Below are 22,623 nucleotides of genomic sequence, written 5' to 3' on the forward strand. Positions count from 1 at the left end.
CCGCCCTGATCTGGCGGGGAAGCGCCTGTGGACAAGTGGGTTGAAGCGATGGTTGAAGGTTGCGGATCGAACATGTGGACTATTCACACCTCCTCTCTTGGTCCTTCTGTCGGTTCCCGCGACCCGTCCGGGGTGAGAAGCCACCATCGCCCGTCCGGGTATTGGACGGGCGTTGATTGAGCGCGGATTAGGGTCTTCGCGTGGGTGCTGTCGGGGATGACGCGAATGCCGCGCCTCACCAACTCCTGACGGTGTTCCCCGTGCGCGTCTTCTTTGCCGTTGTTGCAGAGCACACAGGACGCGACGAGGTTGCTGGCACAGTTCAGGACTGCTGCTCCCCCGACGCCTCGGTTCGCGCGATGGTCAGCGACCGTCGCGATCCCGGTGCAGGTGCGCCCGTTGTGGACGCACGCCCCACCGTCCCGGTCGATGACCTGCTGCACGAGCTTGCGAGGCATCGTCGACGGGCGACGAGCACGCTTGACGGGCTTCGGGTAGGCGGTCACGCTGCATCCAGATCGAACAGGGACGGCATCGCATGCTTCCGCTCTTCTGCCTCCGCGTACTTCACTGAATCCGCCCAGTACCCGGGGTTCAGCTCGGACCCGCGAGCACGTCGACCGGCCTTCATCGCGCGCACTGCGACCGTGCCGAGCCCCATGAACGGGTCATAAACCAGGTCCCCCGGGTTCGAGTACCGCTCGATCAGACGGTCAACAATGTCGAACTGCAGGGGGCAGACATGCATCTGGACGTTGCGGCGCACCTGCTCCCCGTTCAGGGTGAGCATCCGATTCACGTCGTGCCACACTTCCGGGTGCCAAGACCCCGGCGCGAGCGACATGAACGTTGCCGGGAGTGCACCTCGCGCATCCAACGCCTCGCCTACCTTGATGTGGGATTCGTAGTCGTACACTTGCTTGAGCGTCTGATCCGTGAACACCCTCGATCGGTCCTCGACCGGCAACGCCGCGAGCTCTTCCGGCGTGATTGGGCGATCCCCCGACGAACGCCAGAACGCGTGCGCGTCGACTTGCCAACGCGCCCGGGTGTACTCGCCCTTGTCTTTCGTGACAGGAGTGTCCGCGTACCCCTTTGATCGGTCGCTCTGCGGCTTGTGGAACAGGAGAATGTACTCGGGTGACCCCGCGCCCATCTTCGTGCCGTCCTTCGCCATTTCCGACCAGCCGAGGCGATATGTCTGGTTGTTCTCCCTCACCACGTCGGTAACGACGGTGATCATGCCCATGTAGTCGAAGCCATGCTTGATGCCGTGCTGGATCGCCTCGACGTGGAACGGGGAAACCGTGGGGATGCCCGCGCCGGTCACGTTGCCGAAGTTGATGCGGTCCTTCACGTGGCAGGCGTAGATGCGGCCCGGCTTCAACGCGTTCCACAGGCCAGGCGTGAGGAAGTCCATCTGCGCCCAGAAGTGGTCGTTGTTGTCGGTGTGTCCGAAGTCGTTGTAGCTGGGCGTGTACTCGTAGTGGTTGGCGAACGGGATGGATGTGACGACCAGATCAAGGCTGTTCTCGTCGATGTGGTCGCGCAGCTCCACCACGGAATCGTTGTGCGCGAGCGTCCAGCCCTCTCCGGACGCTTCGAGCCGTTCGACGCCCATCGAGCGGGTGAGGATTTCGGCCACGTCCGAACGGTTCAGGCCGTGCTCCCTGATGATGTCGGTCATCTTCTCTGTCAGCCCTTCATGCTGTTGCCATTTGCGTTGCAGCTCTTCGACAACTCCACGTTCGGAGTCGGCGTAGATGAACCGCACATCGCAGGTCCGGGTTTGCCCGAAGCGTTGGATGCGGTGCACTGCCTGAATGGCGTCGTTGAACTTGTAGGTGACGCCCACGAACACGGCCTTGTTGCACTGCTGCAGGTTGAGGCCTTGTCCGAGCATCACTGGCTTGCCGATGAGCGCCACGGTTTTCCCGTCGCGCCATTCGTCGATGCGGCGTTCCTTCTCGTCGTCCTCGAGTGATCCGTGCACGGAGGAGTACGAAAGCCCCCGCGAGGCGAGGGCTTTTTCGATTGCGTCCTGTTCGGAGTTCAGGTCGCACCAGATCACGACTTGATCGAGCGGATCGTAGGTGTCGAGGATTCCGAGCATCCGCTCGATGCGCGCCGGTATCGTGTCGCGCTTCTCTCGCGCCGCATCCTTGAGGGACAGCGCGGAGTCCTTGAACATCAGGGCCTGGCCGTCCCGGTCGGTCTGATCGGAGAGCAGCTGCGTTTGCACTTCCTCCCATTGGACTTCGAGCGGTGGGAGGCTGTAACCGGTCGCGTCGAAACCAAGATCGGCCGGCGACTGTAGGAAGATCGCCCACGTCGACAGCCACAGGTGGAACTCCTGCACCTTGTGCGGGTACAAGGTGAGATTGTTGGCCTTCGTCGAGTCTCGCTGGAACCATCGGGTGAGCGCCGCGCCGGTGTCCATGACGCCGAGATATCCGGCGTAATGGATCAGCTCTTTGTAGCGATTCGGTGAGGGCGTTGCCGTGGCGACGAATCGGAACTCGATCCCATCGAACATGGTGAGGAACGACTGGTAGGTCTTCGACCCGAACGATCGGAGCACTGATGCTTCGTCGAGGCTGACGGCCGTGAAGCCGGAGACGTCCAGCTTGCCGTCCCTCACGCTCTCGTAGTTCGTGACGTACACGCCGGGCCCGTCGAGCTCGCTGGTGCGCTTCACGAACTTCGTTTCGATGCCGAGCATTCGCCCGTCGCGTTTGAACTCGCCGCGCACACCGAGCGGCGCGACAATCAGGGCGGAACCACCTCTTGCTGCGAGGATGAGGCGTAGTGCTTCGAGTTGCATGACGGACTTCCCAAGTCCGAACGCGGCGAAGATTGCCCGCCTGCCACCCTTGACCGCCCAACGGACAATAGCCGCCTGGTGATCCTTGAGGATCGGGTTCACATCACTCTCTGGCACGTCGAAGCCGTAGTGCTTCTCGAATGCCACCTTGCCGTGCAAGAACTGTTCGTAGTCGCTCATGCGGCCACCACTCCTTTCGGTTTCTCTGTCGGGTCGTCAAGCGATTCCCACGCCATGAGGGGCACGTACCCTTTCGCCTTGGCGTCGGAGATGCTCCGCGAGACGACGCGTCGCGTTTCGGTGGGTGTGCGCGTCAGGAGCCTGCCTGTGGCCTTCGCGACGCTGTGGGCGAGCCAGGGGCGCACGAACTGGTTCCTGCCCGTGCATGCCGCTACGAGGGACTCTCTGGACACTCCCGCTTCGTCGGCGATGGCCTGCTTCGACCATCCGAGGAGCGCGAGCCCTTCGACGCGGCGCTTCGTGCCCGCAGCAGGGATACGCTTCGTCGCGAACAAGTTCAAGCGCACCCCCAGCACGGCGGCTTCCGTCTCGACCGTGCACTTCCTCACCCGCTGCAACGTGAACACCGTCGACAACGGCAACCCCGCCGCGTCAGCGATCGCAGACCACGTCATGCCGCCAGCGAGCAACGACAACGCATGGTCACGGGCAGGGGTCGCGTCCACCCTCACGAGCAGGCTTCCGCGATGTTCGCGAACCGCCAGAAGATGACGGCCCGGTCGGCTTCGTACATGACATCCGACCAGTCCCCGACCACCGTGTACTCCCCGGTTTCCGTCTGCCAGGTGGCTTGCCATTCGCCGTTGCGCTTGCGAATCTCGGGTCTCATGCGGTCACCTTTCCTTCCTGGCAATCGGGGCAAGCGTCGCCGTACAGGTCCGCGACGTGCCAGCCGCGTTCGCGCATCTCGTCTGGAGTGGGTAGCCCGGACTGCGTGAACGAAAGCTCGAACTCGGGCCTGCCGCACGAGTCGCAGTGCCACGCCCACACCGGCTGCGATACGTGCTTGCGGGTCATGCGGTCACCTCCCGAATTGTGATGATCGCGCCGGACCAGTCGTCGTAGCGCTTGTAAGCGTGGAGGTCGGTGATTCGGGCGTCGTCGCGGATAATCCCGGCGGTCGTGAGGGCATCTTCCGTGGAGCGCACGAGCTTCGACAGATCGGGTGCGACGGTCGGGTGCACGCGATCCTTCGGGGCCGACTTGGGGCGGACCTGCACGAACACCACGTCCAACAGCAGCGCCCCATCCAACGGCGTCCAGCCGTCACCGACAGCCTCTTTCCCCGCGGCCTCCACGTCCCGACGCCACGGCTTCACGTACTTCGACATCTCCACCATCACCCCCGGACGAACCGCACGCTTCGACCCCTGAGGGGCAGGACGACCGACCACCGAAAACGAAACACCGCCCGGAACCGGGAACGGTTCGGGCGGCGAAGACGGCGCGGAATGGTTAGGTGGTTTCATCGCCTAGCCTTCCGTCGCGCTTCCTCACGATCCGAGATGAGCGCCGCGTACTCATCCGCACTCAGGAGCAACTTCTCCACGTCGTCCGCGAGCGTGCATTCCCCACACCAGGACTCCTCGGACGCGAGCTTCAGCAGCTCTGCCTTCAGATCGGTGACCTCGCGGGCCTCGGGCCACCCCGGGATCTTGGAGAGGTCCATGAGCGGCTCAGCGTCGCTGTCGGGAAGCATCCCGTAGGCCGCGCCGGCAGGGTACTCGCCCGGATGCACGCCGCGCTCCACGAGCCACCCTCCGATGATCTCCAGGTTCTCGATCTTCGGGGCCTTCGGTTCCTCGCGGGCATCGGGTTCGAGGGCAAGCTCGGCGAGTTCGGCAAGCACAACGTCCACGCCAGCCATGAAATCGTCAATGGACTCAGCCCGGGGGCGGGGAGAGAGGTAGTCGTACCGCTGCTCCGCCACAGTCCTCAGGTGCTCCCGGTCGGGTCGCTTCGCGCGCTCGTCGGTCATCGCAGCCTCGAACTCGGTCTCTGCCTGGACTCGTCCGCAGGTTGGCTCTCGCTTCCATGTACAGAACTGGACGTACGCCTCTTTGAGGTCTGCGATGGTCGGCGTGTATTCAGCCACGTTCTTCCTCCTGTTCGTTGAGTTGTAGCGCCCGGTCGAGGGCATCGAGGGAATGGCCCGCGGCATCGATGACGGCTTGTGACGCCCGCAGGATCTCGTGCGTCGCCTCGTACTTCGCTTGCGACTGCCCCACGAGATCCGACACCACCGCGAGGCGGGCTTTCGCGACACGCATGTCATCCCGAGCTGCCTGCACCTCGTGGCGCTCCGTGAGACCCGTCATGACGGGTCCGCGGGCGGATAGATGCGGTGAGCGGACACGATCGCGTCCAGGAAGTGGTGCGTGTCGTCGGTCGTGACGAACGAGATCGGCTCGTTGTGGACAACGAAACAGCGCACGTCCTCCTGGTTGGCCGTGGTCACCGACCACAGTTCGCCGGGCTCCGCGTCCTGCCAGGGCTTCGGCTCCGGGTGAGCGGCGAGCCATGCGGCGACAGTCGACTCTGCATCGCCAACCTCCGTATGCAGTCCGCCCTCGATGAAATGCGCCATCCAGTGATCACCGTCCGTTTCGTCCAGGATCAGGAGGCGATCGTCGCCATACCTGTAGACCACACGTTCCGGCTGCTCCGGGTCACGCCACCGGTCGAGCCTTTCGTCAGCCTGGGCCTGGAAAAACTCGCGGAGACCTTCAACCTGTCGAGGATCTAGGTAGGTCCGGATCGCCTGTGGCGTGACGTGTCCGGCAACCTGGCGCGGGTTGTCGTCTCGGACCGACATGCGCGAACTTCCGTCTGACGCGTGCTGGTAGACCTTCACCCCGTTGCTTGCCGTGTATTCGTTCACAGCCTTCCTCCCTTCCTTTTCCCGATCCGCACACTCGCCAACAGTTGAGACGACGTGACGATGAACGCGAGGAACTTCACGAAGCGGGTCATGAGGTGGTCTCCGTGTTCTCCTCAGCCGAAGCCGCGACCTGACGCGGAGCCGTGTTCTCGAGGCCCATCGCCTCCCACAGTCCGTCGACGGTGAACCCCGGGAACGCCTTCCGCTCCGGCAGTTGCAGGGCCACCGAGCGGACGCCCGTGATGAACACCTGCCCGCGCTCCGGCATCTCGATCACGCCGTCGACCTCGTACGGGAGGCCCTTCTCCGACTTGATCTTGTCCGCCTTGATCGGTGTCGGCTTGCCCCGGTCGTCCATGACGGTGACCGCTTCCAGACGAGCAGTCATGAGCGACGGCCCGTTGTGCGCGAGGATCGCCTGCACCGCATGCGAGTGGTACTTCTTCGCCCGGTTCCAAAGATCCATCGTCACGACGCCCTCAGCGCCGTTCTTCGCGCGACTGTTGGCCGTGGTCTGCGCCCACTGCGAGCACTGCTCCCACAACTTCGTCATGGAATCCACGACCAGCAGCGTCGGCTTCTCCGGATCATGCGGAAGCGATGCGACCTCGGACAAGACACGGATGATGTCCGCGACCGTGCCGTTGTGCTCAACGATCTCGAAATCCGCACCCGGGATCGAGCCGTACTCGTCCGGGTCCGTCTCCCCGATCCCCACCCACAGGGTGCGACCGATGCGAGGCGAAGCGGACGCCTGAGCGCACGCCCACGACTTCCCCGTCTTCTCCTGACCAGCGATGAGCAGCGCGGGCCACGACGGCTTCCCGGACGGCTTGCGTGTAGTGAGTGTCATCTCTTGAACCTCTGTTCTTCTTTCTTCGGCGTGAAGTGACGCCGGTTGCCGTTCTTGTCTTCCTTCCACGTGTGCAGAAGGGTCGAGTTGTTGGGGTCGATGAGGTGCGTCGCGTCGCGCATGAACTCTTCGAGTTGGAACTTCGCGTCGGCGATCTGCTCGTCGAACTCCGCGACCGCTTGACGCTTGAAGATGGATGTCTCGACCAACATCGCCCACGCGTCGAACGCGTCAGTGTCGGCAGTGATTGCCTTCTCGAGCGACTGCGGGTAGAGGGCGGCGAGGTCATCGCCGAGGGAAGCCGCCGGCGGTCGACGCTCAGCGACGCGCTCCATGAGATCCTTCGCGGCGGCGCTCAGTGCGAGCTGCCGTTCCCGGTCCGGCTTGAGTCGGTAGATCTCGAAGTCGGTGCCGTAGTGCCAGACGACGAGGATCGCCTCGTCGGCGTCGAGCACGAGGCACTCCACGTCTTCTTGCGCGAGGTATTGCGGGAGCGGCCCCTTGTCCCATTTGTCGCGCATGAACGGTGATGAGGTCTTGAACTGCAAAGGCACGCGCTTCCCGTCCGGCCTGAGCAGGACACGGTCGAACGTGGCGTGCAGCCATGGGTGGTCGGAGTTGCGGGCCATGTATCCCGGCTCGATCGTTCCGAGTTCGGGGTGAAACTCTCGCACCCATCCGTCGATGAGCGGTTCTGCGGCGTGAGTGACGTACGCGAGTGTCGGGTCGAACGGAATTCCCCGCCCTATCTTCGACAGGTACACACTCAGCGGGGTTTCGCCGAACTCGGAGAGGCCGATGATTGGTCCTGCCTGCGACGCACCAACGCTGCCTTTGCGCTCCTCGAGCCACTCGGGGGTGTCCGGGGTCACGTCGACTCGGATCAGCGTCATAGGTACTCCGTTCGTTCCTTGTCTCGGCCCGCGTGTTCGCAGTCGGGGCAGTCCCAGTACGCTTCCCCGACTTCCGGGTCGGACTCGATTTCGATGAGGCCGTGGAAGCCGCAGTCGCAGTCGCGTATGGCCGTGTTCCAGGACCGCATCTGGCCGCTGGACCTAGCCACGGTCGCCCCTCGGGTGCTGCTCCCACAGTTCGTTGCTCGTCCACAGGACGGTCTTCACGACCAGGCGTGCACCGACTTCGACGACGGGGATCGCGAGCATGTCCCGCACCCACAGCCACGACTCGTGCTTCTCCGACCAGACGACGCGTTCAGGGGTTTGCAGGGTCAGAATCAAGTCGCGGTAGTCGAGGCCCGCTTGTGCCCGCATCTGCGACCACCTCGCGATGGCGTGGGTTGTGGTCTGCAACCGCTTCATGTCCATGTCGGGTTTCCCGGGGCGTTTCACGCCGAGGTGGTATTCGTCGTGGGGTTTCGCGTACCGCTCCTGAATTTTGCGGACGGTGACGCCGGTGGCTCCCCATTTGTGGTTCTTGTGGTGCGTGAACCAGCCCCCGTCCGGGAACTGCCACGATTCCGTGGTTGGTGTGGATACGACCTTCCGGCCCCCGCATTCCTCCGCCGCCCGCCGAAACCACGCGGTTGGGGACTTCGGCTTAGCCACACCACACCTCGGCAGCCGTGGCGGCTCGGATGCGCCGGTTCTTGGTCGTCGCTGGCCCGTCGTATTCGGCGGTGAGGCGTTCCATGATGGGTGCCGTTTTCGCGTGGCAGGACGTGATGATGTCGGCGACGCAGGGCGAGCAGAGCATGCCGTGCGTGCCTCCCAGGGGCACGTCGCATCGGTCGCAGTGACGGCGGCGCATTTTGCCGGGTTCGCCGCGCATGAGGGAACCTGGGATGGCGAGAGTTGGAGTGGACATCGGTGTCCCTTTCGTTTAGATGTATTGGATGGGTCAGCGGAACGCCCGGACTCGAACCGGGTAGACGCCTTCACGCTCGCTCCGACCGCCGAAGCGGTTCCATGCCCTGCCTGGCCCTGCCTCGGCGTGCCTAGCCATGACTTGCCCAGCCATGCTTGGGGAGGCTCTTAGCTCTCGCGGCTCTTTTCGAGGCGTGCGAGACGTTCTTGCAGCTCCGCGATTTCCGCGTCGGAGCGTTCCTGTTTCTTGGCGACGGACACGACGGCCTTCTCGATGTTCGTCTGGCGCACGTCCATGCGGCGGTTGAAGTCGATCTGCAACGCGAACGCCTGCCCGGTGGCTTCGACCACACGGCGCAAGTTCGGGTCCATGCCGTTCATGTCGACCTTCTGCACCGTCTTGCGACCCCGCTTGAGCGCTCGGGTGGAGCGCTTCTGGAGCTTGTGCGCGAGGCGTACGTGTTCGTCGGCACGCACGATGCGGTACCCCTGGTTCTGGACCGCCTCGACGGCGTGCAGGTCCACGTCGAGGAACTCGATCGCGGCGTTCCGGACGGCGGCTTGCACGACGACTCGTTCGTCGTCGGGGTCCACGCCGAGCGCTTCCGCGAGTTCGTTGTACGCGACAACATCACCGGGGCTGTGGAGCCTCAGCACGTCGAGCGCGAGCTCCCGCCGCGACTTCTCCCCGACCTTTTCGAAGCTCACTTCACGACCGCCTCGAAGCGCCCGTATCGGGGACGCCAGTCACCGACGCCGATGTATGCGCCGGCGATCTGCGCGAAGTTCTCCACGTCCTTCTTGTCGAGCACGTTCGGGTCGAACGCACCCTCCACTTCCGTGGACCACTCGGTGAAGATCGGGCGGGTGCGGGTGATGCGGCTCATCTGCTGCTTCACGGTGCGGCGGAACACGAAGTTCTGGTCGGCCCACAGCCCGTCGATGCCGCGCGGGCCGTCGTAGATGAGGGGGTTCTCGTTGGTTGTGATGAACAGCCCCTGCTCGACCTGCTTGCCTTGCTTCGACTTGCGGGCAGCTTCGACGAGCGACTTGAAGATGTTGTCGCCGGGGAGGTACGGGCCGACCGTCTGATCGAAGTAGAGACCACCGAGGAACTCGAGACGGCTCAATTCGAGGTCGTCTTCTTCCGTCTTCCGCTTCTTCGCGGACACGAGAGCCTTGGCCTTGGTGATCGGGTCGAGCTTGTCTGCCAGACGGGAATTGTGCATGAGGATCGGGGCGGTCCCGGTAAGCTCGATAACGAATTTCTGCATGAGATTCTCTTTTCTTGTGATTGAGGCCCCGCGAGCGGTAACTCGCGGGGCCTTCTCCTTGCGTTGCCGCGCCATGCCCAGGCACGCGTTGTCACGCCATACCCAGCCCTGCCACGATTCGATTTGCTCTTTCGAGCAGCGCCAGCCGGGGACTCGAACCCCGCGTGTATGCCGTCCTGACGTATCCATGCCTTGGCGCGCCTTGCCGCGCCCCGCCGTGCCAAACCTAGGCTCGCCCTGATTTCCCTTTCGGGAGCGGGTGCGGGAGGAATCGAACCTCCCCGTGAACCGTTCACCCAACCGCGCCGAAGCGCCCAAGTCCTGCCGAACCCTGCCTGGCCCAGCCTGGCCACGCCGTGAGCGCGTGACCCGGGGAATCGAACCCCAGCGAAGACCATCGCCACTTCCATGCCATGCGGTGCCATACCGTGCCTCGCCAAGCCTTGGCGTGCCTCGACAGCGCCGGTCGGTGGAGTCGAACCACCGAACTGCGACCATCACCAGCGTGTGTGCGATTAGTCAGACGCACCCCTGAAAGCCGAGACCTGCCATGCCGTGCCACGCCCTGCACAGCCCGGCCACGAGAAACCTGTTGTCACCGCACGGGACAGCTGCTCTCGCCGTAGTGCGCGTTGAACCCATGGCACTGAATCCACGTCGGCGGGCCGGGGAGTTCGATCTCCCAGTACGTGGCCCCGCGTTTGGGTGCGGTGCCGTAGTTCGTGCCGTAGGACTTCGACCAGCCACTGCCGCGAGCGTTGACCTCGTAGATGTCCGGCGCGACCCGGTACCGGATCGTCAGAATGTTGCCGTTGATCTCGTACGTGCCCGCCGTATCCACGCACACCATCGACTTCCGCACCGACGCTGCCGCCAACGGGGCCGCAACCGCCACAGCAACCACCGGGACAGACCAAGCGGAGAGGAGAGAGCGGCGGTTCATGCCTGTTCCTCGCGCCACGTGTCGCCGAAGTCGTCATGGAAAACCAGCGCCTTCGTGACTTCCTCCGCCGTCACGTGGTCGGCGTTCACGAGATCCCAGAACTGCCCCGTCGCTTCCCGCACGGCTTCATCAACGATGTCGTCGAGCCGGTTGCGGATGCGGTTCTCCCTGCTCGGGTTCCTGATGCTCACGCTGTGACTGCGCGAGACACCCGGATTCGTGCGCGGCCCGGTGAGCCGCAGATGCTCGTCCGAGAGCGCCTCCGTGGCGAACGTCTCGCCGCACGTGGAGCAGACGCTGTAGTCCTTGCCCTCCACTGGATCAAACTTCGTTGTCGTCATTGCGACCTCCATGTCGTCGTTGTTCTTCCGTGCGACGCCGGGGTGCCGATCCCCGGTGGAAGCACACCCGCTCGGGGTTCCTGTGCCGCCGCTGCATGCCTCGTGCTCGCTTAGCCCGCCACGGGCACCCCGAAGGGCCAGCTACATGCGTGTGAAATGCGCGCCTCGTGCTCGTTCAACCCCTGAGGGGCACCACAGAAGGGCCAGCTACGCGCTTGGTTTTCACCGGAGGGACATACCTCCGGATCTTTGACATGCCCACTCGCGTGCTGGATACCGGGATTGCTCATCGGCTGCTCCATATCGACCCGGAGGTCAGGCTGGACGACGCTTCAAACGCTTTCCGCGAGGGGCTATATGAGGTTGTTCAAGGCCCGTGGCACCCGTTTTTGGGTGCACGAAACCAGCCCACCCACCCGGCTTGACCCGGGAAGGCAGTGACCGTGACGGTCAGATAGGTGCTACTTGTTGCGGCCCAACAGGCCAGGGAGAGAGATCAGGACGAGGCACACGCCCAAGGTCAGGGCGGTCGCGAACTGCCAGGCTTCCGGGGTCACTCCCGCCACACCACCCGACACGGGCCGGACAGGAAGTAGGCGACGACCGCCACGAGGAGGAGACGCATCACACACGCTCCCGGTTGTTCAGGTAAGCGAGAGTCGCGAACACGGCAGACATGGCCACGATCGGGAACATCGGAGGGAAGACGGCAGAGACGACAACCAGGACCAGGGACGCGACCAAGACGGTGCGGGCCAGACGAGTGGGGCGGGTCACGACTTCCTCCCATGCTCAGAAGCCACGACTGCACGAGCGGACAACCCACCAGCGAGGTGCATAGCTTCCTCCGGAGTCAGGCAAGTTTTCCCGAGCCAAACGCGGCCACCGACAGACCGAGGCGTCTCGCGCGGATATCCGCTCTCCCAAACCGAAGGTGCTGCCGGCCCGGTCGAAGAAGGAACCCCCGGACCGGCAGCGTCTCCTACGCTTGGCGTAACGACATCGGGAGTGCCAGCCCCCGAGCCACCAACCGAAGGAGAACCATGCCCGCCGCCATCCGCTACGACGGACGAGACTTCATCACCGCTGACGAAACCGCTGAGTCCCTCGAAGCCCGCGTCCTCGACGGCCTCCGCTCCGCCGCCGAAGCTGGACTCAACAGCACTCTCTTCCGGATCGACACCCCGGACGGGGTTGCCGTCCTGAACATCAATGCCAACGTGCCGTTCGTCCTGTTCGACACGAGCGGGAGCCCGGTAGACGCGTAGAGCGTCACCCTTCCTCGGCGCGTTTGCGGCGAGCGTTTCCACTGCCGTCGCGATGCGTTCCAACAGCGCGTCGCGACGGTCGTCGCGTTCCCACTGGGTGCTCGTAGAGATTGCCATGGTCATGCCTCGATTTGTGCTGTTGCGGGCGCGAGTGCGCGGCGGATGGCGTCAATGCCCTTCGCCGTGATGCGCACCTGAGGCGGTGCGAGCTGCTCTTCCCCGTTGGTGCGGACGATGCGGAACGAACGGATGCGCTCCGAGATCAGCCCCTGGTCAACGAACCGCTGGTAGGGGCGACTGGTCGCGTCGATCCACTTGTTCTCGCGGAGCCACTTGAAGAGACGGTTCTGCCCGATCTGCACACCACCACGGGAGAGCACCTGCGCGGCGTCACGAGCGCTGTAGTCGCCGGAAGCGGATGCGAGCTTGTCCCATGAGGTCGCGGCGGGTTCGAGTTCAGCGATGCGGTTGTCGCGAGCCTCGATCGTCGATGCGGCTTCGAGGAGCGCACGGGCCATGAGTTCCGGGCCGGTGAGCTCCGCGATCCCGTACGAGCCGGTCTTGCGGATGGCGGGGATGACCTCGTGTGTGATCCAGCGGCGGAACGGCTTAGCCGACTCGATGCGGCTCCGGATGATGGCCGAGTAGAGGCCGGCTTCCGAGATGACGGTGAGGGTCTGCTCGCCGCCAGGGGTCCGCACATTCTGCGGACCCTTCTCGTCGTCGTCGAGGTTGCGGGTGAGGTCGTATGCCTCGCGGTATCCGAGGACTCGTGCCACGTCGGCGGCGACGAACCAGATCGCGTCGTCGATGAGTGCGGTCCGGATCTCGATGCCCTTGTAGTTGAACAGGTCGAGTGCTGTAGTCTGCTGGTCGATGGGGTTCGGCATTCTGATTGCCTTCCTTGTCTGGGTCCGACGTTGGCGCGTCGGGCCTTTTCGTTTGGGTCAGCGGCCTCGCGAGCGCTTCTGCGCTCGGAGTGCCGCGAGCGTGGGGCGACGGGGGCCTTCTAGCCATTCGTCCACCCACTCGGGCTTCGTCAGCCACTTGCCGCGCGGAACGCGCTGGTGGCCTTGGAGTTCTCCCGACTTGAGGGCCTTGCGGATCGTGTCTGGGTGACGCCGATATTCCTCGGCAGCTTCATCGACGGTGAGGTACGTCACGATGCGGCTCGCGTTTCCTTGAATGCATCGACGATGACCTCGGTGACCTTGGCGAAGTACGCCCTGGACCCGTCAGCCTTGCCTCGCTCGACATTGGAGAGGTACGACTCCGAGGTGTCCGCACGTACCGCAATATCGGCGAGAGTCAGCCCAGCTTTGATCCGCAGGACTCGGAGGGCTGCGCCCGCCGAGTTGTCTGCGTCATTGCTGTTCATCATGAACATCACACTACGCGCTGCTGTTCACGCTGTCGACCAGGCGTGAACAGATTTCACCCTGACGTTGTGCTCCATGGTCAAAACCTGCTAGGTTTTTCCCGTAACTACCGGGACAGATGGGAAAAAGAAAAAATGTCACCAATTCGGCTCGCCGGGGCATCGCCTGAACAGCGGCTCGAACTTGGGCGCAAGGTCAAGTCGGCGCGTATTGACGCGGGACTTACTCAGACCGAACTCGCGGAGGCCGCCAATGTGCACCGCCGCACCATCTCGAACATGGAGAACGGCGTCTACGCGCCGCAGGAAGATGTTCTCCGCAAGGTGTACGTCGTCCTCGGCATCCCGACCAATGACGATGCGCCAGACCACGACGTCGAGCAGTACCTCGGCATGATCGGCGCGATGCTCGGGCAGATCCCCAAGGGTCGCCGCCTTGTCGTCGTTAACCGCATCACGGCGATGCTCATGAGCGAAGCCGTGTCGAATGTCGGTGGTTCCGACGATGCTGTCGTCACGCCCTTCGCAGCAGGAGACGACGACACCCATGAACAACTGGACCCGGACACCGTATGACCCGTACGCGCATGCCATCCGCCTCCGCATCCCCGTGGTGTGGGAGGAAGACCAGCCCGAACCTGGGCGATGGCACGCGCCGTGGCACCTGATCATCCTTCGATCAGGCATGCCGCCCATCCAAGACCGATGCATCCTTGCCCACGAACTCGGACATGCATGCATGGGCCACACGACATCGACACCCAAGCAAGAGCGCCAAGCTGACCGCTGGGCCGCCACGCACCTCATCACCGCCGAACACCTCACACACATCGCGGCGTTCTCACCTGACCCGGGAATCTGGTGCCGGGAACTACAGGTGACCCCTCGCATCCTCGACACCTACCTAGCACTTCCGGAGGGAAGACAATGGCTTTCGCAGAGAAACGGAAGGGTGGCTATATAGGCCGCTACCGTGACGCTGACGGCGTGAAGCGCACGATCCCCGGCATCTACACGGCGAAGAGTGAAGCGCTGCGAGATGCCGCCGAAGAGGAAGCCAAGTCGCGGCGGCACGGGTGGATCGACCCTAAGGGCGCTCGGATGACATGGGCGGAGTGGTGCGAAGAGTGGTGGCCGACCCGTTCGGCGTCGGCCGCAACCCTCAAAGACGAGGTCTACATCCGCGACGGCAGGCTCCTCCCCCGGTTCGGGAAGATCGAGCTTGGCAACATCACACCGCACGAGATCCGAAAGTGGACAGCGGAGATGCGCAAGGAAGGTCGCGCGCCATCCACCATCCACAGGTACGCGAACGTGCTCTCAGTGTCCATGTCAGGTGCTGTCGACGCTGGCCTGATCGCAACGAACCCAGTAGCTCGAGTGAAGATCGAGCGGCAGCGCGTATCCGCGGAGCGATACCTCACTCGCGAAGAGTTCGCGGCAATCGCGGACGAGCTCAAGGGCGGCGACCTCGCCGTCGCGAACTTCCTCGTCGGCACAGGCGTGCGCTGGGGAGAACTCGCCGGCTTGCACACGACCCGTCTTGACCGGAAGCGAGGGAACGTGCGTGTCATCGACGCTTGGGTGGGCAAGACCCGGGCGATCAATCCGTACCCCAAGGGCAAGCGGATTCGGGAAGTTCCGGTGCCGGACTGGGTGCTGGAGTCACTCAAGCCGCAGTTGCAACGCGAGTTGACGTGCGGGTATCGACACTCAGCAGGCAGATGCGAGGGCGCGCTGGTCTTCTACGGCGTACTCGGTGGCGTGATGGATGTGGCGACCTGGACGAAACGCGTGTGGGCACCAGCGGTGGCGCGCGCGGATGTTGGTCATGTCCGCGTGCACGACCTGCGGCACACGTACGCGTCTTGGCTTCTACAAGATGGCGTTTCACTTGCTGAGGTCGGGCGGCTGCTAGGACACATGGACCCGTCGACCACTCAGAGGTACGCGCATCTCGCGGAAACGAACCGTTCTCAGATTCTCGCGGCGATGCGGAAACCTGGTGGGCAGGCGGTGGGCAGAGCCGTTTCCGGTGAAACCCGACTACGCCCAACGATGTGACGCTAGGCAAAGAAAAAGGGCCGGTCACGCCCGAAGGATCATGACTAGCCCTGATGTGACCCGAAGACCGGATTCTCGATGCGAACGAGGCGCGCTACCAACTGCGCCATAGGCCCTGACGAACCGAAACATTACCACCAGGCGTGTCTGACCACAAAACCGATGCGCCCCACATCTTTCATCCTCCCCCTCGGCCTGGCACGAAGCTTCCTTGTCGGGAAACGCTCAAAAAAGCGGCTTGAAATCAGAGAATTGGCATGAGCTTCTTGACTACGCATACTGCAATGGTTGGAACGGTCCGAGAATGTGTACCATGACGGACTATGCGCACCGCCGGACTGCTGCCAACGTGGCAACGAGACTCCCACACCCTGGTCCTCGAGGCCGACATCTCGCCGCCTCCCGCGTTGCTCCCGGCCGCGACCACGCGTTCACCCCGCGAGCACGGGCAGCCGCTCGAATGGGAGCCCCACGCGCATCCCGTCAGCCAGCTGCTCTCCGTCCGACGGGGGATCATGAAATTGGTGGTCGAGCGCAGCGTGTGGGTCGTTCCGCCACACTTCGCAGTCTGGGTGCCAGCCGACACGTTGCACACCAGTCGCACCTCGGCCCACTGCGAGTTCCAGGCGACCTTCTTCTCAGAGCGAGAGTCCTTCCTGCGGCCACGGGACGCCTATGGCGTCACGGTCACGCCGCTGCTCCACGAGCTCCTCGCCCGCCTGCGGGCGGCAGACCTCACCCAAGTCCAGCGGCGGAACATCGAGCGGGTCCTCTTCGACAACCTCACGCCGGCCGAGCACGACCTGCGCGTGCGCATGCCCCGCGACAGTCGCATCCTGCCCATCACCGAGGCCCTCACGACGGAACCCGGCGATCGGCGATCGCTGGAGGACTGGGCGGAATCGCTCGAGTTCAGCAGCAAGACGCTCGCCCGCATCTTCCAGAACGAAACCGGAGTGTCGTTCCACAGCTGGCGCCAGCTCCTGCGAGTTCAGTCGGCGCTCGAGCAGCTCTCAGAGGGCGCAAGCGTCGCGCTGGTCGCAAGCACGCTGGGCTACGCGCAGACGAGCACGTTCATCGATGCCTTCAGGCGCGTCCTCGACGTGACTCCCGGCCAGTATCGGGCGCACGCGCTCGCAACCTGACCAGATCGTCACACGGCGAGCCGAGGCCCTCGCCGCCGACCAGCAGATCGTGGAATACTGGACCAAGGCAAGCCTTGCCTGCGTTCGTCTGATGCACGATGAAGTTGGTACCACCCATGCGACACCACCCAGCGATCACCTCTCGCGAGGTGTTCCCACGCACATGCACGGGCGCGGTCGGCGCTTCCTCGCGTGAGGCAGCATGAGCGGCGAGCTCCGGGCCGCTGAGCTGACGGTCGCTTACGATCAGCGCACGATCCTCGAGAACCTCGAGGTCACCATTCCCTCCGGCTCCTTCACCGTCATCGTTGGACCGAACGCCTGCGGCAAGTCGACGCTGCTGCGGTCGCTTGCGCGGCTCCTCCCAGCGGCCAGCGGGCAGGTCCTCCTCGACGCCACCGACATCCGCACGCTCAAGGCGAAGGAACTCGCCAGGCGCGTGGGCCTCCTCCCCCAGACCTCGATCGCTCCAGACACCATCACGGTCGCCGACCTCGTCTCCCGCGGACGGCACCCGCACCAAGGGCTCCTGCGACGCTGGTCCCACGACGATGACCGGGCCGTCGAGGATGCGCTCGAACGCACGGGACTGACCGAGCTGGCCGAGCGCAGCGTCGACGAGCTCTCCGGAGGTCAGCGACAGCGGGTGTGGATCGCCATGGTCTTGGCCCAGGACACGCCCGTCGTGCTGCTCGACGAGCCCACCACCTACCTCGACCTCGCCCACCAGATCGATGTACTCGAGCTCTGCGCGGAACTGCACCGACAGGGCAAGACCCTCATCGCCGTGCTGCACGACCTCAACCAGGCAGCGCGCTACGCGACGCACCTCATCGCGCTCAAAACGGGCGAGCTCGTGGCAGAGGGCCCCCCGACCAGCGTCGTCACCGAGCAGCTCGTCGCCGACGTCTTCGGCGTGCGCGCCCGCATCGTGCCAGACCCGGAGACCGGCACGCCATTGGTCGTTCCCCTCGCGCGGGCTGCCATTGTGCACCACGAGCACGCCGCAGTACCGGCATGAGCACCCAGCACACGCCCTTTCCCCCGTTCGTCACCAAGGTCAAGCGGGTCGCGCAGGTCTCGCCCAGCTACGTGAGGATCACCCTCGGCGGTGACAAGCTCGAGCACTTCGCCCCGCACGGCAACGACCACCGCATCAAACTGGTCCTCCAGCACGCTGACGGCTCCTACGGCGACTTCGGCATCAAAGACTCACCGCCGCCATCCCTGAACGACTGGTACTCCCGGTGGCGCTCCCTCGCCGACGCCGAGCGCAACCCCATCCGCACGTACACACCGAGCGCGGTGCGCCCCGACGAACGCGAGATCGACATCGACTTCGTGCTCCACGAGCCAGCTGGTCCGGCGACCGCATGGGCCGCGTCGGCCCGGCCCGGTGATGAGCTGATCGTTGTCGGACCCGATGTCCGCGCCGAGGACTCCACCGGCGGCATGGACTTCCAGCCGCGCGGCGCCCGTCGGCTTCTGCTCGCTGCCGACGAGTCGGGCCTGCCAGCCGTCAGGAACATCCTCCAAACCCTCCCGGAGACCTCTGCAGCCAGCGTCTTCCTCGAAGTCCCCACGGCGGCCGACTGCGTGCCGATGCCTGCCGGAAACACCGACGTCGTGGTCACCTGGCTCGTGCGCGGCGAACTTCCCTACGGCGAGCGCCTCACACAGGCAATCGACGCCTGGGCTGTCGCGGCGGAGATCTCCGGATCGTTCTACGCCTGGGTCGCCGGCGAATCGACGACGGTCAAGACAATCCGCAGGCACCTTGTTCGACAGTGCGACCTGCCGCCGAGCTCCGTCACCTTCTCCGGCTATTGGAAGCTCGGCAGCGCCGAGAGCTGACCGCGCCCCGCACCGCCCGGAACTCGAGCGATGGATGCGGAACGGGCCCGACTTAGTCGCCGTTGGGGGCGGAGGTGAAGTTGGGGCCGCCCGTCGGCTGCGGCTCTGGCTGCGGTGCCCTGGTGGGCTGCGGCTCAGGCTCAGGGGCCTGGGTTGGGGCCGGAGCCTGCGTCATCTGGGGAGCCTGCGTGGCGGGCGGTTGCGTCGCGGAGGGCGCTGAGGGGGCCGGAGCGGCGGTCGTCGGGGCCGGCGGGACGTACGTGCGCCGGTTCCCGAAGTGCTCAGCCCTGGCGTCGCCCACGACCTGCGGGATCTCGATCACTGCCGCAACGAGTGCGGTCAGGTCCTGGCCTTGCGCGTTCGCGCGAACAATCTCGATGAGCTCGGCGAGCCGCTCATCGGTCTCCCACTCAGACTGCTCGTATTCCTCAACCTGGGTCTCGGCAGCCGTCGCGACGCGCTGTGAGTACTCGGACACGAAGTAGGCCACGGCAGACTGCATGGTCGACGACGCCGCAGCCGCGTCGTTGGCGTCGATCTGGTCTCGTGCGGTCGCCAACAGGTCACCCATTGTCGTCTTGGACTCGTCGGTGACCAGGCCGTTCGACATGACGTAGGCGGGCTCGAGGGCATCAACCTGCGCGCTGACCGCCAGCGTCTCGGGGCTCAGGACGACGACCGCTGGCTGGGCCGGTGCGGCGGTGGATGCGGCGAGCGCCTCCTTGCGGACGGAGGCGAACGAGCCGATGGAGACGGGGATCACGACGACGACCACGAGCAGTGCGACGGCCGCCGCGAACCAGCTCACCCGGGCGGCTGCGGGTGCGGCCCTGAATCGCGCGAACGGACCACCGATGAGGAGGCGCGCGTTCGTCGCACCAGTGCGGTCGAGCGTTTCGTCACCCGCGGTGAAGATGCCGTGCGGCACATCGATGGATGCGTCGTCGGTGCGCGAAAACGGGTCGCCGTCTGCAGGTGTTGCCATGATCCGACCACACTAGTGGATCGGGCGCGCAGCCTGGCGGCGACTAGCCGACTCGACGGCGTCGCAGTGCCGCGTCGAGGTCGCCCATACCGGGCTCGACGTCGTCGATGACCCCCATGGCGGCCCAGCGACTCGGGCGCTTCGCCACCGGCGCGACGACGATGGGGTCGAGGACGACCTCGCTGAGCTCGGGCGACGACTGTGCGAGCCCCGCCCTCGTCGCGGCTGTCTGCGTCAGCTGTGTTCCCTGAGTGGCCGCCGACGCTCGCGTCGAGAACGTGGCGATTCCGGGCTGCGCGTGCGCATCGCGGATCTTCTGCTCAGACCTACGGGCCGCCTCACGGAGCAGCTCGAGGTGGTTGACCTTCTCGACCTCAACACCGCCGCCGGGACCATCGGGACCTGGACGCCCTGGGGCACCCGCATCCGCTTCGACCTCCGCCAGCGTGTCCACCGACTGCCGTTCGAGGTACAAGGGCTTCGGGACCGGAACCGGCACCCATCCGCCCATCGGCTCGGTGATTTGTGTCTCTGGAGCGGGGACGACGGCAGTCGCCGCCTCGTCGCTCACGGAGAAGTCGATGGTCGAGTCGGCGCGGGGCTCGACCCGAGGCGCTCGCTGCGCTCCCCCAGCCGCGCGGGCCGCGAGGCGCTGCGCGTTGGCGACGCGGGCGAGTCGCTGCAGTCCCGCGACGCCGGCGAGCACGGTCACAACGCCGGCGACCAACACCCACCAGACACCACTGCTGGCGCCGAGCCAGATTCCGGTGCCCACGGCGATGAGGCCGACGAGCGTGACCAGCGAGGTGACCAGTCGGCCCCGACGCGTCGCGCGAGCAGCGCGACGCCGATCCTCGGCAGATCGCGGAACCGAAACCGCCGGGAGCGCTCGCCGCGCAGCCTCGTCGCGCTCGCGCTCCGCGCGTTCGGCCTCGGCCTTGGCGCGCTTGATGCGTCGCTCCTGCTCGCTCACCCCGCGCCCATCCGCGCGCACGCGAGCCTCGCCGAGATCGCTCGTCGTCGCGAGGGAATGCAGCGCCTGCTGCATGCGCAGCGCATTCTGCTCCGTCGCGAGGTAATTGCGTCGGCGTACCCACGTCGGCACGAAATAGGCAAGCCAAAGCGTCACCGCCAGGGCGAGGACGAGACTGCTGCCGAACTGCATGGCGTCAACATTAAGCGCGGACGCTTCGCCGACGGCCGATTGGCGCGGAGTGTCAGATTCGGGATTTCCGAACTTCTTTCTCAGCCGCCGCAGCGAGGTCGCGAACGAACCCCGGCGAGCGTTCAACCGGTGAGCGCGACCCTTCCGGTTCTGCGGTAAAACCTCACGGGAAGGGCTGTGCCGTTCGCTGCCAATCGACCTCGGGCACCTGAGCCAGTCGCTCGTCAGCTGCACCCTCGCGCCATCGCCGCAGCACGCCCTGCGGCACCTCCTCGCGGACCACGCCGAAGCAGAAGTGATCACGCCAGTCGCCGTCGATGTGGATGTAGCGACGCCGGAGCCCCTCGTACCTGAGACCGAGCTTCTCGACGACGCGCAGCGACTTGGCGTTTTCGGGACGGATGCAGATTTCCATCCGGTGCAGCCCGAGCCCCTGGAGGCAGTGGTCGGTCGCCATCGCCGTGGCGATCGTTGCGAGCCCCTTGCCCGCGAACTCGCGCGCGACCCAGTAGCCGAGCGTCGCCGACGACAGCGCCCCGTAGCTGATGCTCGAAACCGTCAGCTGACCTGCGAAGCGGCCCTCGTAGGTGATGACGAACGGCAACGCCGTCTGCGCCGAAGCCTGCGAAAGCAGCGAGCGGATGCCCCCTCGGACGTCCCAGCGCCCGCCCCCTCCGGGACTGGTGGCCTCCCAGGGCTGCAGCCACTCGCGGTTGGCGAGCAGCACGGATTCCAGCTCGCGCGCATCCCGGACCTTGATGGGACGCAGCGACACCGGGCCGTGCGTCAGCGTCGGAACGGATGCGCTCATCGGAGGCGGGCCCTACTCGCCCACGGAGGTGGCGAACTGCTTCAGCCACGGCCCGAGTGCTGGCCCCAACTTGGGGTCGTCGATCGCGAGCTCAACGATCGCCTTGATGTAGTCGAGCTTGTTGCCCGTATCGAAGCGACGTTCGCGGTAGACGACGCCGACGACGCCACCCAACTCTTCACGCTGTGCGGCAAGCACCTGCAGGGCGTCGGTCAGCTGGATCTCGCCACCGGCCCCTGGCTTCGTCTGCTCAAGCACCGAGAACACCTCGGGGCGCAGCAGGTAGCGGCCGATCACCGCGAAGTTCGACGGCGCGTCCTCGAGCGCAGGCTTCTCGACGAGACCGGTGATCTGGATGGTGTCAGGACCCGCTCCCGGCACGCCGTCCTCGACGCTCGACGCGGCGTCGTAGGCCGCAACCCCGTAGGAGGAAATCATCGCCGGGTCGACCTCCTGCAACGCGACGACGCTGGCGCCCGTCGCCTCGTGCACCTCGATCATGCGCTTCAGCAAGGAGCCCCCGCCCGCCATGATGTCGTCGCCGAGCAGCACGGCGAACGGTTCCTGGCCCACGTGCTGCTGCGCACGCAGGACCGCGTGACCAAGCCCAAGCGGGTCACCCTGGCGGAGGTAGTGCACGTCGGCGAGATTGGTCGCGTCGCGCACCCGAGCGAGCTTTTCGGTCTCTCCGCGCGCCTCGAGCAGCGCCTCGATCTCGGCCACTCGGTCGAAGTGGTTCTCGAGCGTCGTCTTGTTGCGGCCCGTGATCATCAGCACATCGGAGAGTCCAGCGCCAACGGCCTCTTCGACGACGTACTGGATCGCAGGGCGGTCGACGACGGGAAGCATTTCCTTCGGAATGGCTTTCGTTGCGGGAAGGAATCTCGTTCCGAGACCCGCAGCAGGAATAACGGCCTTAGTAATGCGCGAGGACATAGCCGGTATCGTATGGCCCGCGAATGTCTTCGCGAAACGCGACTGCGCACCGCGAGT

The 22,623-nt window shown here is 65.1% G+C and carries 31 protein-coding genes; 7 read left to right on the plus strand and 24 right to left on the minus strand.

What is annotated here, in order from left to right; genetic code table 11:
• Nucleotides 1-502: 502 nt before the first annotated feature.
• The 17 genes from ACPYN9_RS00490 to ACPYN9_RS00570 form a co-directional block, all read right to left on the minus strand.
• The gene (locus ACPYN9_RS00490) at nt 503-3,004 is read right to left on the minus strand and encodes a DNA methyltransferase (protein ID WP_424462962.1); all 2,502 of its coding nucleotides are present in this window, start codon (nt 3,002-3,004) and stop codon (nt 503-505) included.
• The gene (locus tag ACPYN9_RS00495; RefSeq protein ID WP_424462964.1) at nt 3,001-3,459 is read right to left on the minus strand and encodes a hypothetical protein; all 459 of its coding nucleotides are present in this window, start codon (nt 3,457-3,459) and stop codon (nt 3,001-3,003) included. The genes ACPYN9_RS00490 and ACPYN9_RS00495 overlap by 4 nt, the downstream gene beginning before the upstream one ends.
• Nucleotides 3,460-3,512: 53 nt before the next feature.
• Nucleotides 3,513-3,674, minus strand: coding sequence for a hypothetical protein (locus ACPYN9_RS00500; RefSeq protein ID WP_424462966.1), 162 nt, complete (start codon nt 3,672-3,674; stop codon nt 3,513-3,515).
• Nucleotides 3,671-3,862, minus strand: a complete 192-nt coding sequence (locus ACPYN9_RS00505; RefSeq protein ID WP_424462968.1) for a hypothetical protein — start codon at nt 3,860-3,862, stop codon at nt 3,671-3,673. The genes ACPYN9_RS00500 and ACPYN9_RS00505 overlap by 4 nt, the downstream gene beginning before the upstream one ends.
• Nucleotides 3,859-4,314, minus strand: coding sequence for a RusA family crossover junction endodeoxyribonuclease (locus ACPYN9_RS00510; RefSeq protein ID WP_424462970.1), 456 nt, complete (start codon nt 4,312-4,314; stop codon nt 3,859-3,861). The genes ACPYN9_RS00505 and ACPYN9_RS00510 overlap by 4 nt, the downstream gene beginning before the upstream one ends.
• Nucleotides 4,311-4,985: a hypothetical protein gene (locus tag ACPYN9_RS00515; RefSeq protein WP_424462972.1), complete on the minus strand. Its 675-nt coding sequence runs from the start codon at nt 4,983-4,985 to the stop codon at nt 4,311-4,313. The genes ACPYN9_RS00510 and ACPYN9_RS00515 overlap by 4 nt, the downstream gene beginning before the upstream one ends.
• Nucleotides 4,933-5,163 carry a hypothetical protein gene (locus ACPYN9_RS00520; RefSeq protein ID WP_424462974.1) on the minus strand — a complete coding sequence of 77 codons (231 nt, stop codon included), beginning with the start codon at nt 5,161-5,163 and terminating at the stop codon, nt 4,933-4,935. Before ACPYN9_RS00520 ends, ACPYN9_RS00515 begins: the two co-directional genes overlap by 53 nt.
• Entirely contained in the window at nt 5,160-5,660 is a 501-nt protein-coding gene (locus ACPYN9_RS00525) for a hypothetical protein (RefSeq protein ID WP_424462975.1), read from the minus strand. Before ACPYN9_RS00525 ends, ACPYN9_RS00520 begins: the two co-directional genes overlap by 4 nt.
• A gap of 154 nt (nt 5,661-5,814) precedes the next feature.
• A complete protein-coding gene (locus tag ACPYN9_RS00530; protein ID WP_424462976.1) occupies nt 5,815-6,579 on the minus strand; it encodes an AAA family ATPase in 765 nt (254 codons plus the stop codon).
• Nucleotides 6,576-7,472, minus strand: coding sequence for a YqaJ viral recombinase family protein (locus ACPYN9_RS00535; protein WP_424462978.1), 897 nt, complete (start codon nt 7,470-7,472; stop codon nt 6,576-6,578). The genes ACPYN9_RS00530 and ACPYN9_RS00535 overlap by 4 nt, the downstream gene beginning before the upstream one ends.
• A gap of 162 nt (nt 7,473-7,634) precedes the next feature.
• Nucleotides 7,635-8,144: a hypothetical protein gene (locus ACPYN9_RS00540; RefSeq protein ID WP_424462980.1), complete on the minus strand. Its 510-nt coding sequence runs from the start codon at nt 8,142-8,144 to the stop codon at nt 7,635-7,637.
• Nucleotides 8,137-8,403 (minus strand): hypothetical protein, encoded by a 267-nt coding sequence (locus ACPYN9_RS00545; protein WP_424462981.1) that lies wholly within the window; start codon nt 8,401-8,403, stop codon nt 8,137-8,139. Before ACPYN9_RS00545 ends, ACPYN9_RS00540 begins: the two co-directional genes overlap by 8 nt.
• A gap of 167 nt (nt 8,404-8,570) precedes the next feature.
• Nucleotides 8,571-9,110 carry a hypothetical protein gene (locus tag ACPYN9_RS00550; RefSeq protein ID WP_424462983.1) on the minus strand — a complete coding sequence of 180 codons (540 nt, stop codon included), beginning with the start codon at nt 9,108-9,110 and terminating at the stop codon, nt 8,571-8,573.
• Complete coding sequence (locus tag ACPYN9_RS00555; RefSeq protein WP_424462985.1) at nt 9,107-9,676, minus strand: hypothetical protein; 570 nt, start codon at nt 9,674-9,676, stop codon at nt 9,107-9,109. The genes ACPYN9_RS00550 and ACPYN9_RS00555 overlap by 4 nt, the downstream gene beginning before the upstream one ends.
• A 595-nt stretch (nt 9,677-10,271) precedes the next feature.
• Nucleotides 10,272-10,619, minus strand: coding sequence for a hypothetical protein (locus ACPYN9_RS00560; RefSeq protein ID WP_424462987.1), 348 nt, complete (start codon nt 10,617-10,619; stop codon nt 10,272-10,274).
• Entirely contained in the window at nt 10,616-10,960 is a 345-nt protein-coding gene (locus ACPYN9_RS00565; RefSeq protein WP_424462988.1) for a hypothetical protein, read from the minus strand. The genes ACPYN9_RS00560 and ACPYN9_RS00565 overlap by 4 nt, the downstream gene beginning before the upstream one ends.
• A 624-nt stretch (nt 10,961-11,584) precedes the next feature.
• The gene (locus tag ACPYN9_RS00570; protein WP_424462989.1) at nt 11,585-11,737 is read right to left on the minus strand and encodes a hypothetical protein; all 153 of its coding nucleotides are present in this window, start codon (nt 11,735-11,737) and stop codon (nt 11,585-11,587) included.
• Nucleotides 11,738-12,003: 266 nt separating this feature from the next.
• On the opposite strand from ACPYN9_RS00570, the gene ACPYN9_RS00575 reads away from it, so the two are divergent.
• On the plus strand, nt 12,004-12,228 hold the full coding sequence (locus ACPYN9_RS00575; protein WP_424462990.1) for a hypothetical protein: 225 nt from the start codon (nt 12,004-12,006) through the stop codon (nt 12,226-12,228).
• A 119-nt stretch (nt 12,229-12,347) separates the two neighbouring features.
• Here ACPYN9_RS00575 and ACPYN9_RS00580 read toward each other — a convergent pair whose 3' ends face one another.
• Genes ACPYN9_RS00580 through ACPYN9_RS00590 form a run of 3 tightly spaced genes read right to left on the minus strand, consistent with a single transcriptional unit; the run spans nt 12,348 to nt 13,609 of the window.
• A complete protein-coding gene (locus ACPYN9_RS00580; RefSeq protein WP_424462992.1) occupies nt 12,348-13,118 on the minus strand; it encodes a phage antirepressor in 771 nt (256 codons plus the stop codon).
• Between the two features lie 57 nt (nt 13,119-13,175).
• Entirely contained in the window at nt 13,176-13,391 is a 216-nt protein-coding gene (locus ACPYN9_RS00585) for a helix-turn-helix domain-containing protein (protein ID WP_424462993.1), read from the minus strand.
• Nucleotides 13,388-13,609 carry a helix-turn-helix domain-containing protein gene (locus ACPYN9_RS00590; protein ID WP_424462995.1) on the minus strand — a complete coding sequence of 74 codons (222 nt, stop codon included), beginning with the start codon at nt 13,607-13,609 and terminating at the stop codon, nt 13,388-13,390. Before ACPYN9_RS00590 ends, ACPYN9_RS00585 begins: the two co-directional genes overlap by 4 nt.
• Before the next feature lie 66 nt (nt 13,610-13,675).
• Here ACPYN9_RS00590 and ACPYN9_RS00595 point away from each other — a divergent pair, with 66 nt between their 5' ends.
• From ACPYN9_RS00595 to ACPYN9_RS00620, 6 genes are all read left to right on the plus strand, one after another.
• On the plus strand, nt 13,676-14,182 hold the full coding sequence (locus tag ACPYN9_RS00595) for a helix-turn-helix transcriptional regulator (RefSeq protein ID WP_424462997.1): 507 nt from the start codon (nt 13,676-13,678) through the stop codon (nt 14,180-14,182).
• Complete coding sequence (locus ACPYN9_RS00600) at nt 14,154-14,570, plus strand: ImmA/IrrE family metallo-endopeptidase (RefSeq protein WP_424462999.1); 417 nt, start codon at nt 14,154-14,156, stop codon at nt 14,568-14,570. The genes ACPYN9_RS00595 and ACPYN9_RS00600 overlap by 29 nt, the downstream gene beginning before the upstream one ends.
• Nucleotides 14,534-15,670, plus strand: a complete 1,137-nt coding sequence (locus tag ACPYN9_RS00605) for a tyrosine-type recombinase/integrase (protein ID WP_424463000.1) — start codon at nt 14,534-14,536, stop codon at nt 15,668-15,670. Before ACPYN9_RS00600 ends, ACPYN9_RS00605 begins: the two co-directional genes overlap by 37 nt.
• Before the next feature lie 323 nt (nt 15,671-15,993).
• On the plus strand, nt 15,994-16,815 hold the full coding sequence (locus ACPYN9_RS00610) for an AraC family transcriptional regulator (protein WP_424463002.1): 822 nt from the start codon (nt 15,994-15,996) through the stop codon (nt 16,813-16,815).
• A 202-nt stretch (nt 16,816-17,017) separates the two neighbouring features.
• Nucleotides 17,018-17,836, plus strand: a complete 819-nt coding sequence (locus ACPYN9_RS00615; protein ID WP_424463003.1) for an ABC transporter ATP-binding protein — start codon at nt 17,018-17,020, stop codon at nt 17,834-17,836.
• Complete coding sequence (locus ACPYN9_RS00620) at nt 17,833-18,669, plus strand: siderophore-interacting protein (protein WP_424463005.1); 837 nt, start codon at nt 17,833-17,835, stop codon at nt 18,667-18,669. Before ACPYN9_RS00615 ends, ACPYN9_RS00620 begins: the two co-directional genes overlap by 4 nt.
• A 52-nt stretch (nt 18,670-18,721) precedes the next feature.
• On the opposite strand, the gene ACPYN9_RS00625 is transcribed toward ACPYN9_RS00620, so the two are convergent.
• From ACPYN9_RS00625 to ACPYN9_RS00640, 4 genes are all read right to left on the minus strand, one after another.
• Complete coding sequence (locus ACPYN9_RS00625) at nt 18,722-19,654, minus strand: hypothetical protein (RefSeq protein WP_424463006.1); 933 nt, start codon at nt 19,652-19,654, stop codon at nt 18,722-18,724.
• 43 nt (nt 19,655-19,697) lie between these two features.
• Nucleotides 19,698-20,819, minus strand: a complete 1,122-nt coding sequence (locus ACPYN9_RS00630) for a hypothetical protein (protein ID WP_424463008.1) — start codon at nt 20,817-20,819, stop codon at nt 19,698-19,700.
• 163 nt (nt 20,820-20,982) lie between these two features.
• Complete coding sequence (locus tag ACPYN9_RS00635; RefSeq protein ID WP_424463009.1) at nt 20,983-21,630, minus strand: GNAT family N-acetyltransferase; 648 nt, start codon at nt 21,628-21,630, stop codon at nt 20,983-20,985.
• Between the two features lie 12 nt (nt 21,631-21,642).
• Nucleotides 21,643-22,566 carry a UTP--glucose-1-phosphate uridylyltransferase gene (locus ACPYN9_RS00640; RefSeq protein ID WP_424463011.1) on the minus strand — a complete coding sequence of 308 codons (924 nt, stop codon included), beginning with the start codon at nt 22,564-22,566 and terminating at the stop codon, nt 21,643-21,645.
• Nucleotides 22,567-22,623 lie beyond the last annotated feature (57 nt).

This window comes from Pseudoclavibacter helvolus (assembly GCF_049707175.1).
Classification (GTDB): Bacteria; Actinomycetota; Actinomycetes; order Actinomycetales; family Microbacteriaceae; genus Pseudoclavibacter; species Pseudoclavibacter helvolus_A.

Excerpts from the sequence above, each read along its gene's own strand:
- ACPYN9_RS00490 (WP_424462962.1), bottom strand. The coding sequence starts at position 3,004 with ATGAGCGACTACGAACAGTTCTTGCACGGCAAGGTGGCATTCGAGAAG.
- ACPYN9_RS00495 (WP_424462964.1), bottom strand. The coding sequence starts at position 3,459 with ATGACGTGGTCTGCGATCGCTGACGCGGCGGGGTTGCCGTTGTCGACG.
- ACPYN9_RS00500 (WP_424462966.1), bottom strand. The coding sequence starts at position 3,674 with ATGAGACCCGAGATTCGCAAGCGCAACGGCGAATGGCAAGCCACCTGG.
- ACPYN9_RS00505 (WP_424462968.1), bottom strand. The coding sequence starts at position 3,862 with ATGACCCGCAAGCACGTATCGCAGCCGGTGTGGGCGTGGCACTGCGAC.
- ACPYN9_RS00510 (WP_424462970.1), bottom strand. The coding sequence starts at position 4,314 with ATGAAACCACCTAACCATTCCGCGCCGTCTTCGCCGCCCGAACCGTTC.
- ACPYN9_RS00515 (WP_424462972.1), bottom strand. The coding sequence starts at position 4,985 with ATGCCCTCGACCGGGCGCTACAACTCAACGAACAGGAGGAAGAACGTG.
- ACPYN9_RS00520 (WP_424462974.1), bottom strand. The coding sequence starts at position 5,163 with ATGACGGGTCTCACGGAGCGCCACGAGGTGCAGGCAGCTCGGGATGAC.
- ACPYN9_RS00525 (WP_424462975.1), bottom strand. The coding sequence starts at position 5,660 with ATGTCGGTCCGAGACGACAACCCGCGCCAGGTTGCCGGACACGTCACG.
- ACPYN9_RS00530 (WP_424462976.1), bottom strand. The coding sequence starts at position 6,579 with ATGACACTCACTACACGCAAGCCGTCCGGGAAGCCGTCGTGGCCCGCG.
- ACPYN9_RS00535 (WP_424462978.1), bottom strand. The coding sequence starts at position 7,472 with ATGACGCTGATCCGAGTCGACGTGACCCCGGACACCCCCGAGTGGCTC.
- ACPYN9_RS00545 (WP_424462981.1), bottom strand. The coding sequence starts at position 8,403 with ATGTCCACTCCAACTCTCGCCATCCCAGGTTCCCTCATGCGCGGCGAA.
- ACPYN9_RS00555 (WP_424462985.1), bottom strand. The coding sequence starts at position 9,676 with ATGCAGAAATTCGTTATCGAGCTTACCGGGACCGCCCCGATCCTCATG.
- ACPYN9_RS00560 (WP_424462987.1), bottom strand. The coding sequence starts at position 10,619 with ATGAACCGCCGCTCTCTCCTCTCCGCTTGGTCTGTCCCGGTGGTTGCT.
- ACPYN9_RS00565 (WP_424462988.1), bottom strand. The coding sequence starts at position 10,960 with ATGACGACAACGAAGTTTGATCCAGTGGAGGGCAAGGACTACAGCGTC.
- ACPYN9_RS00575 (WP_424462990.1), top strand. The coding sequence starts at position 12,004 with ATGCCCGCCGCCATCCGCTACGACGGACGAGACTTCATCACCGCTGAC.
- ACPYN9_RS00580 (WP_424462992.1), bottom strand. The coding sequence starts at position 13,118 with ATGCCGAACCCCATCGACCAGCAGACTACAGCACTCGACCTGTTCAAC.
- ACPYN9_RS00590 (WP_424462995.1), bottom strand. The coding sequence starts at position 13,609 with ATGATGAACAGCAATGACGCAGACAACTCGGCGGGCGCAGCCCTCCGA.
- ACPYN9_RS00600 (WP_424462999.1), top strand. The coding sequence starts at position 14,154 with ATGAACAACTGGACCCGGACACCGTATGACCCGTACGCGCATGCCATC.
- ACPYN9_RS00605 (WP_424463000.1), top strand. The coding sequence starts at position 14,534 with ATGGCTTTCGCAGAGAAACGGAAGGGTGGCTATATAGGCCGCTACCGT.
- ACPYN9_RS00610 (WP_424463002.1), top strand. The coding sequence starts at position 15,994 with ATGCGCACCGCCGGACTGCTGCCAACGTGGCAACGAGACTCCCACACC.
- ACPYN9_RS00615 (WP_424463003.1), top strand. The coding sequence starts at position 17,018 with ATGAGCGGCGAGCTCCGGGCCGCTGAGCTGACGGTCGCTTACGATCAG.
- ACPYN9_RS00620 (WP_424463005.1), top strand. The coding sequence starts at position 17,833 with ATGAGCACCCAGCACACGCCCTTTCCCCCGTTCGTCACCAAGGTCAAG.
- ACPYN9_RS00625 (WP_424463006.1), bottom strand. The coding sequence starts at position 19,654 with ATGGCAACACCTGCAGACGGCGACCCGTTTTCGCGCACCGACGACGCA.
- ACPYN9_RS00630 (WP_424463008.1), bottom strand. The coding sequence starts at position 20,819 with ATGCAGTTCGGCAGCAGTCTCGTCCTCGCCCTGGCGGTGACGCTTTGG.
- ACPYN9_RS00635 (WP_424463009.1), bottom strand. The coding sequence starts at position 21,630 with ATGAGCGCATCCGTTCCGACGCTGACGCACGGCCCGGTGTCGCTGCGT.
- ACPYN9_RS00640 (WP_424463011.1), bottom strand. The coding sequence starts at position 22,566 with ATGTCCTCGCGCATTACTAAGGCCGTTATTCCTGCTGCGGGTCTCGGA.